Source organism: Microbacterium sp. CFBP 13617 (assembly GCF_014839445.1).
GTDB lineage: Bacteria > Actinomycetota > Actinomycetes > Actinomycetales > Microbacteriaceae > Microbacterium.
The window spans coordinates 213,900-226,328 of sequence record NZ_JACYNW010000005.1; the positions used below are offsets into that span (position 1 = coordinate 213,900).

Annotated in this window: 11 protein-coding genes; 2 read left to right on the forward strand and 9 right to left on the reverse strand. The window is 69.3% G+C overall.

Annotated elements, in window-relative coordinates; all coding sequences use genetic code 11:
* Window positions 1-12: 12 nt before the first annotated feature.
* The 5 genes from IFU40_RS16325 to IFU40_RS16345 all read right to left on the reverse strand — a co-directional run bounded on the left by IFU40_RS16325 (window position 13) and on the right by IFU40_RS16345 (window position 5,340).
* Window positions 13-1,266 (reverse strand): ADP-dependent glucokinase/phosphofructokinase, encoded by a 1,254-nt coding sequence (locus IFU40_RS16325; protein ID WP_342343548.1) that lies wholly within the window; start codon window positions 1,264-1,266, stop codon window positions 13-15.
* A 7-nt stretch (window positions 1,267-1,273) separates the two neighbouring features.
* Window positions 1,274-2,137: a ketose-bisphosphate aldolase gene (locus IFU40_RS16330; protein WP_055833435.1), complete on the reverse strand. Its 864-nt coding sequence runs from the start codon at window positions 2,135-2,137 to the stop codon at window positions 1,274-1,276.
* Between the two features lie 33 nt (window positions 2,138-2,170).
* Window positions 2,171-3,043, reverse strand: coding sequence for a carbohydrate ABC transporter permease (locus IFU40_RS16335; RefSeq protein ID WP_235561568.1), 873 nt, complete (start codon window positions 3,041-3,043; stop codon window positions 2,171-2,173).
* Window position 3,044: 1 nt separating this feature from the next.
* Window positions 3,045-3,974 carry a carbohydrate ABC transporter permease gene (locus tag IFU40_RS16340; RefSeq protein ID WP_055935870.1) on the reverse strand — a complete coding sequence of 310 codons (930 nt, stop codon included), beginning with the start codon at window positions 3,972-3,974 and terminating at the stop codon, window positions 3,045-3,047.
* A gap of 73 nt (window positions 3,975-4,047) precedes the next feature.
* Window positions 4,048-5,340, reverse strand: coding sequence for an ABC transporter substrate-binding protein (locus IFU40_RS16345; RefSeq protein WP_055833430.1), 1,293 nt, complete (start codon window positions 5,338-5,340; stop codon window positions 4,048-4,050).
* 233 nt (window positions 5,341-5,573) lie between these two features.
* Here IFU40_RS16345 and IFU40_RS16350 point away from each other — a divergent pair, with 233 nt between their 5' ends.
* Complete coding sequence (locus IFU40_RS16350) at window positions 5,574-6,380, forward strand: DeoR/GlpR family DNA-binding transcription regulator (protein WP_055833427.1); 807 nt, start codon at window positions 5,574-5,576, stop codon at window positions 6,378-6,380.
* 34 nt (window positions 6,381-6,414) lie between these two features.
* Here IFU40_RS16350 and IFU40_RS16355 read toward each other — a convergent pair whose 3' ends face one another.
* From IFU40_RS16355 to IFU40_RS16370, 4 genes are all read right to left on the reverse strand, one after another.
* The gene (locus IFU40_RS16355) at window positions 6,415-7,515 is read right to left on the reverse strand and encodes a PQQ-dependent sugar dehydrogenase (protein WP_191926991.1); all 1,101 of its coding nucleotides are present in this window, start codon (window positions 7,513-7,515) and stop codon (window positions 6,415-6,417) included.
* Window positions 7,512-8,534 carry a zinc-dependent alcohol dehydrogenase family protein gene (locus tag IFU40_RS16360; RefSeq protein WP_191926992.1) on the reverse strand — a complete coding sequence of 341 codons (1,023 nt, stop codon included), beginning with the start codon at window positions 8,532-8,534 and terminating at the stop codon, window positions 7,512-7,514. Before IFU40_RS16360 ends, IFU40_RS16355 begins: the two co-directional genes overlap by 4 nt.
* Before the next feature lie 126 nt (window positions 8,535-8,660).
* The gene (locus IFU40_RS16365) at window positions 8,661-10,016 is read right to left on the reverse strand and encodes an APC family permease (RefSeq protein ID WP_191926993.1); all 1,356 of its coding nucleotides are present in this window, start codon (window positions 10,014-10,016) and stop codon (window positions 8,661-8,663) included.
* Between the two features lie 31 nt (window positions 10,017-10,047).
* Complete coding sequence (locus IFU40_RS16370; protein WP_191926994.1) at window positions 10,048-11,622, reverse strand: amidohydrolase; 1,575 nt, start codon at window positions 11,620-11,622, stop codon at window positions 10,048-10,050.
* Between the two features lie 172 nt (window positions 11,623-11,794).
* On the opposite strand from IFU40_RS16370, the gene IFU40_RS16375 reads away from it, so the two are divergent.
* Window positions 11,795-12,424: a TetR/AcrR family transcriptional regulator gene (locus tag IFU40_RS16375; protein WP_191926995.1), complete on the forward strand. Its 630-nt coding sequence runs from the start codon at window positions 11,795-11,797 to the stop codon at window positions 12,422-12,424.
* The last annotated feature ends 5 nt before the right edge of the window (window positions 12,425-12,429 follow it).

Consider the following 12,429-nt stretch of genomic DNA (forward strand, 5'->3'; position numbering starts at 1 on the left):
CGTCCGCCCCGGTCAGGACGCGGTCGCCGCCGCGTCGAGCGCTCGCTCCAGGGCGGCCCCCGTCGCCGTGCGCGCCGCGGCCGGCACGGCGGCCAGGAATCCGCCGACGAACGTGTCGCCCAGGCCGATCGTGGTGGGGTGGGCGGTGTCGACGACGAACGCGGGCACACCGATGGCCCCCAGGCGCTCGCGGAGCGCTGCCACCACAGCCGCCCCACCCGCGTGGCGGGGAAGACGGGCGGTCTCGTTGAGGTCGGCGGCCGTGCAGGCATCGCCGAGCCGGTACCGGGTCGCGGCGGTGCGCACCGCACTGTCGAGACCCGCGAGGTGCGCGGCGGCCGCGGGACCCACGGCGATCGCCCAGTACTTCGTGTGCACCACCAGAGTGCGCGCGGGAATGAGGCCGTGCACCTCGGCGAGCGCGGCACCCACGTCGTCGGGTGAGAGCAGGTCGACGGGCCGGGCGAGGTACTCCTGCAGTTCGTCCTCGTTCATGCCGTACACGTCGATGCGCCCGAGCAGGCGGGCGCGCACGAGGGCAGACAGCTCCCGCTGGTAGAAGCCCGCGTCCTCGTAGTACACGAGGGCGTCGGCGGGCAGGTGGCCCATCGCCGCATCGAGGTCGTCGAGCCGACGCGCGAGCAGGTCGGCATCCTGCATGGTGTTGAAGCCCGAGATCAGGAACGCCGCGGCTCCCTCGAGCACCTCACCGAGTCCCTCGGCGATCGCCATCTCGCGGTTGGGGGCGTCGTTGGCGAAGATCAGGCGATTGGATGCCGGAGCGGTCACCGCCGCGTCCGCGAGGTGCACGGTCGTCCCCTCGGGGTACTGCACGATCAGGTGCGGGTCGAGGGTGTCGCGCGTCGCCGACGACACCACCCGCATCGAGGCCGGCAGCAGGCGCCGCACGTTGTTGTCGATGCTCACGAGGTGCTGCACGGTGGGGACGCCGATGCGATCGAGCGCGATGCCCGCGCGCACGCCCGTGCCGCCGAGCGTGATCTCCTTGTCGAAGTGGGACGCGAACTGCTCGACGATCCGCGACGACAGGACGAAGCGCTCGCCTCCCCCGCCGGTGGCGAGGAAGGCGAGCACCGTGATCACGAGCGAGCGCTCGTCGATGATCGGCGTCGTGGTGGTCAGCTCGTCTCGACGGATGCCGTGCTCCTGCGCGAGCGCGGAGAGCACCGCGGCATCCCATCGGATCTCGTAGTCGACGGTGCCGCCGAGTCCGAGGACGAGGTCTTCTGCCATGACGTCGGTCACCGTCCGATCAGTACAGGTCGGCCTTGCCGGCGGCGCCGAACAGGTCGATCTTCTCCGCCGCGGTGATCTTCATCGCGGCGATGGGCTCGGGCTGGATCGCGTTGGGCTCGCGCAGGCGCCGGTCGGTGCCGAGGATCTCGCGCATGCGGTCGTGGTAGGCCACCTTGATGTCGCTGGAGATGTTGATCTTGTTCACGCCCAGCTCGACCGCACGGCGGAGCTCCGCATCCGGGTTGCTCGAGCCGCCGTGCAGCACGAGGGGAATGCCGACCGCGGCCTTGATCTGCTCGAGCAGGTCGTGACGCAGTTCGGGGCTCTTCTCGGCCGGGTACAGCCCGTGAGAGGTGCCGATCGCGATCGCGAGGCTGTCGACACCGGTCTGCTCGACGAAGCGCACCGCGTCGTCGACGTTGGTGTAGATGATCTCGGCGGCGCCGGATTCTCCGTAGCTGTCGTTCGCGCCGATGGTGCCGAGCTCGCCCTCGACCTGCACGCCCACGGCGTGCGCGGCCTCGACGACCTTGCGGGTGAGGGCGACGTTCTGCTCGAAGGGCTCGAGCGAGGCGTCGATCATCACCGAGGTGAAGCCCGACTGGATCGCGACGATCATCTGCTCGTAGGTTCCGCCGTGGTCCCAGTGGATGGCGACGGGCACGCTCGAGCGGTGCGCGCGGGAGCGCATCGCGGCGATCAGGTCGGTCGTGATGTGCGAGACCTCGTCGGGGTGGATGGCGATGATGACCGGAGCGGACTTCTCTTCGCTGATGTCCATGATCCCGGTGAACATCGACCAGTCGCTGATGTTGAAGGCCGGGATGGCGAAGCTGTGGGCGTTCGCCACGTCGAGGATGGACTTGCCGGTGTAGAGCACGGAGATTCTCCTTGTTGGGTGGGGTCGGGTGGCTTAGCTCTTCACCGAGCCGGCCGTCAGGCCGCTGATGAAGAAACGCTGGAAGAACAGGAAGAGCAGCAGCACGGGGATCGAGCCGAGGATGCTCATCGCCATGATCTGGTTCCACTCGTACGAGTGCTGTCCCATGAGCAACTGGATGCCGATCGGCACCGTGCGCATGTCGATGGTGCGCGTGAGGGTCAGCGCGAAGAGGAACTCGTTCCACGCGATCATGAACGTGTAGATGCCCACCGAGACGATCCCGGGGATCGAGATCGGCACGAGCACGCGCCAGAGGGCGGTGAAGGATCCGGCCCCGTCGACGCGGACGGCCTCGTCGAGCTCCTTCGGCAGGGTGTTGAAGTACCCGGTCATCATGATGATCGCGTAGGGCAGCGTGAACACCATGTAGGTGAAGATGAGGCCCGGGTAGGTGTTGTACAGCCCCAGTCCCACCATGAGTCCGAAGTACGGGATGAGCAGGGTGATGGGCGGCACGGCCTGGACGCTGACGATGATGACGTTGACGATGCGCTTGCCGCGGAACTCGAAGCGGCTGAAGGCGTACGCGGCCTGGATCGCCACCAGGAGCGTGAGGATCGTCACGGCTCCCGCGACGACGTAGCTGTTGATGAAGAAGCGCACCGTCTCGGGGTTGGTGAAGATCGAGATGTACGCGTCGAACGAGAACGTCTCGGTGATCAGGCGCGGCGGGAGCTCGAAGATCTGCGTGTTCGACTTGAACGAGCTCGACAGCATCCACAGCACCGGCCCCGCGGCGAAGACCGCACCGAGGAGGAGGCCGATGAACACGCCGGTCTGGGCGAACCGGCGGCGTGCGACGGTGCTCATGGCGCGCGGGCGCGCGGGGGTGGTCAGGGCCATGTCAGTCCCTCGCCTTCTGCTGGCGGACGTAGAGCACCGCGATGATCATCGACATCGCCAGGACCAGCACCGCCGAGGTGGAGGCCATCGAGAAGTCGTACTTCGCGAATGCGAGCTTGTAGGTGTAGGTGCTGAGCATCTCGGTGACGTCGATCGGACCGCCGCCCGTGGTCAGCCAGATGAGGGCGAACTGCTGCGACGTCCAGATCAGGTCGAGCAGCACGAGGCTGACGATGATGGGGCGCAGCTGCGGGATGGTGACGTTCCAGAACCGCTGCGCGGGGCTGGCACCGTCGACGGTCGCCGCCTCGTACAGGTCGCTCGGAATCCCCTGGAGTCCCGCGAGCAGGCTCACCATGAAGAAGGGGTAGCCGGCCCAGATGTTGATGAAGGTCACCGTGCCGAGCGCGAGCGATGGAGAGGCGAGCCACTCGATGTCGGTGTTCAGCAGGAAGTTCACGATGCCGTTCGGCGAGAGCAGCATGCGCCAGAGCACGGCGATGACGGCGACGGTGAACAGCCACGGCAGCACGTACAGGCCGCGGAAGATCGCCCGGGGGATCGCGCCGATGAGCCGGCTGTTCAGCAGCATCGCGAACGAGAGTCCGAGCACGAGGTGTGCGGCGACGCTGGTGAGGGTGAAGAAGAGGGTGTTGCCGGTCGCCTTCCAGAAGCCCGGGTCGGTGAGGATCGCGACGTAGTTGTCGACGCCCACGACCTCGGGACTCTTGTTCAGGATGACGTTGTCTTGGAACGAGTAGCCGATCACCATGACGATCGGGACGATCATCAGGACGAACAGCAGGATCAGGGTCGGCGACAGGAACGCGTAGGCCTCGCCGGCCTTGCGGAGTTGGCGGGTGCGGCGCGAGAGCGGTCGTCCGGTGACGATCACCTCGGTGTCGGGGGGTGTGAGGGTGCGCATGGTCATGATGTGCGGCTTTCGCTGAGCGGGATGCCGCACCGTGCGTGGGGGCGGTGCGGCATCCCGGTTCGGGGTCGGATCAGAACTCCGACGTCCATTCGTCCTGCGTCTTCTTCAGCGCGTCGCTCATCGACTGCTGACCGTCCAGAGCCGACTGGAACTGAGTGCCGAACTGGCGCATGAGTTCCTCGGCGACGGGGAGGCCCGTGAACTCGTTGGCGGGGTAGCCGGCCTTGTAGATGTCGAAGGCCGTCTTGAACAGCGCGTCGTCTTCGACGAAGGTCGGCACACTCTCGGTGTTGCCGGGGAAGGCCTTGGCCATCGTCGACAGCTCGCTGTTGACGTCGGTGCCCATCAGGAACTGCACGAGCTTGAACGCGGCGTCCTTGTGCTCGGAGTTCTCGGCGACGCCGATCCCCCACGAGGCGTAGGGGATGCCCCGCTCACCGGTGAAGCCGTCTTCGGCGGGGATCGCCGAGATCGAGAAGGTCAGGTCGGGGTTGGACTCGCGGATGAGGTTGATGTGCGCGAGCGAGTCGATCATCATGCCGACGCGTCCGTTGGTGAACTCCTCGACCTTGTCCTGCTCCTTCATCGTGAACGAGCCGGGGGCGATGACCCCGTCCTTCCACAGCTGCTGGATGTAGTCGGTGGCCGAGGTGACGTCGGCGTTGGTGAGGTCGGGCTGCCCGTCCTTCAGCATCGAGCCGCCCGAGGCCCAGGCCCACGACATGACGTCGTTCTGCACGCCGTTGGGAGCTTCGAGCGAGAGCGGAAGCACCCAACCCGAGACGTCGCCGCCGAGCGCCGAGATCTTCTTGGCCGCGTCGGCGAACTCGGAGCGCGTCGACGGCGGTGCGCTGACACCCGCCTCCGCGAGGATGCCGTCGTTCGTGAACATCGGGTAGACGAAGTTCACGACGGGGATCATGTAGGTGCTGCCGTCGACCTGGATCTGGCTGGCCAGCTGGCTGTCGTCGTAGCCCGAGTCGCTCATGAGCTTCGTCAGGTCGGCGATGACGCCCTGCTTGGCGAAGTCGCTCACCCATGCGCCGTCGAGACCGACGACATCGGGCATGGTGCCGGAGGCGGCTCCGGCGAAGAGCTGCTCCTTGGTCGACGCGTACGGTCCGCTGACCAGGTCGACCTTGATGCCCGGGTTCTCCTGCTCGAACTGGTCCATGAGGCCACGGAACTGGCCGTCTCCCAGCTCGGGCTCCCACCACTGGGCGAATTCGATCGTGACGTCTCCGTCTGCCGAGGTGGCGGCGCCGTTCGACGAGCACCCCGCCATGGCCAGGAGGGTCGAGGCCGCTGCTGCGACACCGACGAGCTTGATGGCGTTCCGACGCCGGCGCCCGCTGTTGTCCATCGTTTCTCCTCATTGAGATTTGCTGTATTTAGCGCTGTTGTGCGCGTTATTGCTGCTTTCAGCACGAGTATGCGCTCACCTGCGGGGTCGGTCAAGCGTTCGATGCAAATTCGTGACAATTGCCGCATCGAACTGCGCGACAAGCAGCAAAAAACGCGTCTTTACTGCGTTTCCATGCCGTTTTCACACAACGAGTGCCGATTCGGTTGCCGCTCTGTGCTAGAGATGACGGCATGGACGCAGCCACAGCCACGACGAAGAGGCGACTGCCCGCGGGACGCAAGGCCGAGCTGGCCGCCTACGTCGCCGAGTCGGGTCAGGTCACGGTCGTCGATCTCGCCTCGCATTTCGGCGTCTCGATCGACACGGTGCGCCGCGACCTCGATCAGCTCGACCGCGAGGGCATCGTCGTCCGCACGCACGGCGGTGCCGTCAGCGCCATGTCGGTTCCCGGCCGCGATCGGGGCCTCGACGTGCGACTGCAGATGCAGATCTCCGAGAAGGAACGCATCGCCACGCTGGCCGCCGACCTCATCGAGGACGGCTCGGTGCTGGTGCTGAACGCCGGCACCACCACGCTCGCCGTCGCCCGCGCCCTGCGCAACCACCGCAACCTGACCATCGCGACGAACAACCTGCGCATCCCCGCCGAGATCTCCCCCAGCGTCTTCCGCGACCTCTTCCTCTTCGGCGGAGCGGTGCGCACCATCACGCAGGCGACGACGGGGCCGGTGACCCTCGCGATGAACTCGCACACCCCCGAGGTCGAGATCCGCTGCGACTACGCGCTCATCGCGGTGGGCGCGGTCGACGCCTCGGGCTTCTCGACCAGCAACCTCGGCGACGCCACGATGATGAGCGAGATGATCCAGCGCGCCGATCGCACGGCGATCCTCGCCGACTCCTCCAAGCTCGACCGGCGCCTGTTCGCCCAGGTCGCCCCGCTCGAGAAGGCCGACTACCTCATCACCGACGCGCCGCCCTCTCCCGACCTCGCGGCGGCGTTGGCCGACGCGGGGGTCACGGTACTGACGCCGTAGGGCGCGCTCCGACTCCGGTGACCGGACGAGCCGCTCAGCCCGCCGTCAGCGGCACCCGCAGCACGGCGTCGTCGCCGCCCCCGCCGCGGTCGGTGTTGCTCGTGACGATCCAGAGCGATCCGTCGGGAGCGAGCACCGCGTCGCGCAGGCGACCGAACTCCCCGACGAAGAACTCCCGTGCGCTCGTGGGGTCGGCGGTGGGGACCACCCGCAGGCGCTGGCCCCGCAGGTTCGCGATGAGCACCGAGCCGTCGACGACCGCGAGACCGCTGGGGCTGGCATCCACCGGCGCCCACTGCTGCACGGGATCGACGAACCGGTCGTCGCCGCCGGCGCCCTCCACCTCGGGCCAGCCGTAGTTCGCGCCGGGCTCGATGACGTTGAGCTCGTCCCAGGTGTTCTGTCCGAACTCCGACGAGAACAGCGTGCCCTCGGCATCCCATCCGAGGCCCTGCGGGTTGCGGTGCCCCATGCTCCACACCGGCGAGCCGGCGACGGGGTTGTCCGCGGGCACGTCACCCTCGGGCGTCACGCGCAGGATCTTGCCGCCGAGCGACTCCGGGTCCTGCGCCGCGTCGGGGTCGCCGGCATCGCCCGCGGTGAGGTAGAGCATGCCGTCGGGACCGAAGGCGAGGCGGCCTCCGTTGTGGGTGTTCGCGGAGGGGATGCCGTCCACCACCGTCTGAGCCGCCCCCAGGGCGAAGGAACCGGCCGAGCCCTCGAGCGCGAAGCGTGAGACGCGGTTGCCGTCGGGGGTGGTCACGTAGGCGTAGAGCATGCCGTCGGCGTGCGCGATGCCGAGCAGCCCGCCCTCGCCGCGCGCCGCCAGGTCGGGCACCTCCCCCACCACGCGGGTGTCGTCGCCCACGATCTCGAGGATCTCGCCGGTGTCGCGCTGGCTGACGAGGGCGGTGTCCCCGACGAAGGCCACCGACCAGGGGGTGGTGAATCCGGATGCCACGACCTCGGGCCCCCCGTCGGGGACGACGAACCCCGGGGTTCCGGTCGTCGGGGTCGACGCGGGCGTCGCCGCGGGGGACGCGGTCCTCTCCCCCGTGCAGCCGGCGAGCACGATCAGTGCGAGAGCGAGGCCCGCCGCCGCCCCCGCACGACGTTCCCGCGTCGCGGTGGTCATGGGATCGTCAGCAGCACTTTGGTGGCGCGACGCTCGTCCATGGCCTTGTACCCCTCGGCCGCCTCTTCGAGCGGAAGGGTCAGGTCGAAGACGGCGCCGGGATCGATCTCGCGGTCCCAGATGAGCTGGATGAGCTCGGGGAGGAACCGCCGCACGGGAGCGGGACCGCCGTGCAGGTGCACGGCCGAGCGGAACAGCTCCTGACCCTCGAGGGTCACGTCGTGCGAGACGCCGACGAAGCCGACGTGACCACCCGCGCGCGTGGAGCGGACGGCCTGTTCCATCGACTGCTGCGTGCCGACGGCCTCGATCACCGAGTGCGCGCCGAGGCCGCCGGTGAGCTCCTTCACCCGGGCGATGCCCTCGTCTCCGCGCTCCTCGACGATGTCGGTCGCACCGAACCGCCGGGCGAGCTCCTGCCGATCGGCGTGCCGCGACATCGCGATGATGCGCTCGGCGCCGAGCTGCTTCGCGGCCAGGATGCCGAGCAGTCCCACCGCTCCATCGCCGACGACGGCGACGGTCTTGCCGGGGCCGACCTCGGCCGCCACCGCGGCGAACCAGCCGGTGCCCAGCACGTCGCTCGCGGCCAGGAGCGAGGGGATGAGGTCGTCGTCGGGCTGACCGGGGGTGGCGACGAGCGTGCCGTCGGCGTGCGGGATGCGCGCGAACTCGGCCTGGGTGCCCACGCGCCCCATCGGCACGACGTGCACGCAGCGCGACTGGTAGCCCGCCTGGCAGATCTCGCACGTGTTGTCGGAGGCCATGAACGACCCGACGACGAAGTCGCCGACCGCGACGTTCTTCACCTCGGAGCCGATCGCGGTGACGACGCCGACGTACTCGTGGCCCATGGGCGTGGCATCCACGTCGTCGGATCCGCGGTACGGCCAGAGGTCGGAGCCGCAGATGCAGGAGGCGGCTAGGCGGATGACGGCGTCCGTCGTTTCTTCGATGACCGGGTCGGCGCGGTCCTCGACGCGCACATCCCCGGCGGCGTGCATGATGACTCCCCGCATGGCGGTTCCTCTCGATCGGAAGGTTCGACTTCCGGAATACCCGCCGCACCTGGAAACGGCCCGGGGGTTGCGCCCCCACGGCGAAGCGCCCGCCCCCGGGGAGGGGCGGGCGCTTCGTCGAGGGCGTCAGGCGACGATGCGCTCGGGCGCCGGTGCCTCGTCGTCGAATTCGACCTCGGGCGGGCGGCGGCGGAAGCCGCGGGTCAGCACCGCGAGCCACACGATCCCCACGCCGATCCAGACGAGGCCCACCGTCAACGCCAGAGCCGACAGGCTGAACCACAGCCAGGCGGTCAGCGCGAAGCCGAGCGCCGGCAGAACGCCGAAGCGGAGGATCGCGGCACCTCCGCGGCGACGCTCGTCGATGAGGAAGTGCTTGATGACCGACAGGTTCACGAGCGAGAACGCCGCGAGAGCACCGAAGCTGATGAGCGAGGCCACCGTGTTGAGGTCGGCCACCAGCGCCGCCAGCGAGACCACGCCGACGAAGAGCGCGGCGCCGACGGGGGTCTGGTACCGCGGGCTCAGACGGGCGAAGAACGCGGGCAGCACTCCGTCGCGTCCCATCGCGAACAGGATGCGCGCGACGCTCGCCTGCGAGGCGAGGGCGGCGGCGATGCAGCCGGCGATGTAGGCGATGAGGAAGAAGACCTCGAGCCAGCGACCGGCGGCGACCTCCATGATCTGGTTGGCGGCGGCATCCGGGTTCTCGAGGTCGGCGACGCGGGGGATGACGAGCGTCGACACGTACGCGATGACCGTGAAGATGAGCCCGCCGATGATCGTGGTGAGGATGATCGCGCGGGGAACGGTGCGCTCGGGGTCGCGGGCCTCTTCCGACAGCGTCGAGATGGCATCGAACCCGAGGAACGACAGCGCGAGCATCGCGGCTCCGGCGAGCAGGCCGGGGAAGGTGAGGCCGGCGTCGTGCAGGGGCTGCAGCAGCGAGACGCCGGGGTTCTGGGCGACGTGCAGCACCGCGCACACGACGAAGACCGCGGCGAACACCAGCTGCAGACCCACCAGGACCAGGTTGGCGTTGCGCACCACGGTGATGCCGACGACGTTCAGCCCCGTGATCAGCACGACACCGGCGAGGGCGAACACCCACGGCGGGATGCCGGGGAGCTGCGCGTTGAGGTAGATGCCCATGAGCACGTAGTTGATGAGCGGAAGCAGCAGGTAGTCGATCATCAACGACCAGCCGGTGAGGAACCCGACGTGGCCGCCGAAGGCTCGGCGGGCGTACGTGTACGCGCTGCCCGCGCGGGGGAAGGCCTTCACGAGGGCGGCGTAGCTGAAGGCGGTGAAGAGCATGGCGATGAGGGTCACCAGGTAGGCGGTCGGCACGTGACCGCCGGTGGTGACGGCGACGAGGCCGTAGGTCGTGAACACGGTGAGGGGCACCATGTACGCCAGACCGAAGATGACGAGGGAGGGGACCCCCATGACTCGCCGCAGCGAGGTGTCGGATGAGGACATGCGATTTCCTGTTCGAGTCGGAAAGAGCGGTTCAGAAGGTGCGGACGCCACGGCGCCAGGTGCCCCGGATACGGGCATCGGCGATGCGGTCGGCGGGACCGCGACGGATGTCGCGGTCGAGCCAGACGAGGTCGGCGGTCATTCCGGGGCGCAGAGCCCCCCGGTGGTCCTGATCGCCGGCCTGGAAGGCAACGCCGCTCGTGGCGGCATCGAGGGCGTCGTCCACGGTGAGACGTTCGTCGGGTTGCCACCCGCCGGCGGGCGCCCCGTCGGCGTCCTGGCGGGTGACGGCGGTGCGGATCCCGGCGAGCACGTCGGGAGAGGTGACGGGCCAGTCGCTGCCGAAGCTCAGTCGCGCCCCCGCGGCCTGCGCCGCGCGCATGCGGTACTGCCGCTCGCGACCGGGCCCGAGGCGCGGCAGGGTCAGGTCGGTCATGACCGCGTCGGCCATCGCCCACTGCGGTTGGAAGCAGAAGGTGACCTCGAGGTCGGCCAGCCGGGGAAGGTCGGCGGGGTCGACGACCTGGGCGTGGGCGATGGTCAGTCGGCGGCCGCGGCGGAGGCTGTCGGCGATCCCCTCGGCCGCGTCGATCGCCGCGCGCACGGCGGCATCGCCGATGGCGTGCAGGTGCACGTCGAAGCCGGCCGCATCGCACGCGGCGACCGCGTCGCGCAGGTGCTCGGGCTGCCAGTTCGGCAGGCCGCGCGTCTCGGCGTCGTGGTAGCACTCCAGCAGGTGGGCGGTGTGGTTCTCGATGATGCCGTCGACGAAGAACTTCACCGTGCGGCAGGTGAGTCCGGGTTCGCCGGCGACGGCATCGGCGGTGCGTCGCAGCTCCGCGAGCTGCGCCGGCCACCGCGTGGGGTCGGCACGCAGGGCGAGGTCGGCGTCGACGCGGAGCCGGCCGCTCCGCGCGGCGGTGACCCACGCGGGCACGTCGTGCGCTTCGGTCCACGCCTCCTGCACCCACGAGATCCCGCGGGCGGCCAGCTGCTCCCCCGCCCAGACCAGCGCCTCGACGTCGGCGGCGACGACGGCGTGGGGCGCGCGATCGAGCACGAGGTCGATCGCCGGTCGCTCGACGAGCGTGCCGAGAGGCGAACCGTCGTCGCGCCGCACGATGCGTCCGAGCGGCGGGTCGGGGGTGTCGGCATCCACTCCGGCTTCGCGAAGCGCCGCCGTGTTGACCCACGCCGTGTGGTAGTCCCAGGCGTGCAGCACCACGGGGCGATCCGGCACCGCCTCGTCGAGCCAGCGGGCGTCGAACATGCCCCCGGGCACGATGGTGGCGTCGTAGCTCCCGCCCACGAGCCACGGCGCCTCGGACCGCGCGGCCCATGCTCCGACCCGCGCGACGATCTCGGCGACGCTCGCCGCATCGCGGAGCTCCGGGCCGCGGCGCTCGCGTCCCGCGAGCAGCGGGTGGGCGTGACCGTCGCCGAACGCCGGGAGCAGGAGCCCTCCCTCGAGGTCGACGTGCTCGGCATCGTCGGGCACCGGATGCCAGGACTCGGCGATCGTGCCTTCGACGACGATGAGCCGGTCGATGTCGGGCTGGTGCCCGTCGATGCGCACGGTTCCGCCGCGGAAGACGACGACTGCCATGGAAACCTCCTCGTGACCTGAGCTGAATGAAACATACAGCGTAGGTTTTACGAAATCTACGGCGTCCGGAGCCGCGTCGACGGCGGTTTCGCAGACTCGTCACTCACGCCTTACATGGCCGAAACACGACGGGTCGCGTAGCGTGGACAGACCCCCATCGGAAGGCGTCGACATGCCCCGGCCGTCGCATCCCAAGCTCTCGCGCGAGGCCATCGCGCGCGCCGCCCTCGCGCTCGTCGACCGCGACGGAGCCGACGGGGCGAGCATCCGCAGGGTCGCCGACCGCCTCAAGGTGCACCCGACGTCGCTCTACAACCACGTGCCGAACCTGGCCGCCCTCATCGAAGACGTGCGCGCCCTCGTGTCGTCGCGCATCGACTCATCGTTCCTGCGGGAGCGCGAGTGGGAAGAGGGCCTCGCGCTCTGGGCGCGCTCCTACCGCGACGCTTTCCGGCGCCACCCGCGCACCATCCCGCTGCTCATGTCGCACCGGTCGTCGACGCCGTTGCTCATGTCGCAGTACGAGGACTTCGCGGTCGCGGCCGAACGCGTGGGCTGGACGAGCGACGACATCCTGCCTCTGCTGACGGCCTTCGAGTCCTTCATCCTGGGCAGCGTGCTCGACATGTCGGGGCCGTCGGTCATGTTCGACCCGACGGGTCAAGAAGACACGGTGCCGCGCTTCGCCGCCGCCTACGCGACGCTCGCCGACCACGATCCGTCCGACCCCGTGGCGACCCGCGCCTTCGAGCGCGGTCTGGCGCTGCTCATCGCCGGCGCCCGACCCCCCTCACGGGGGTGAGGCGC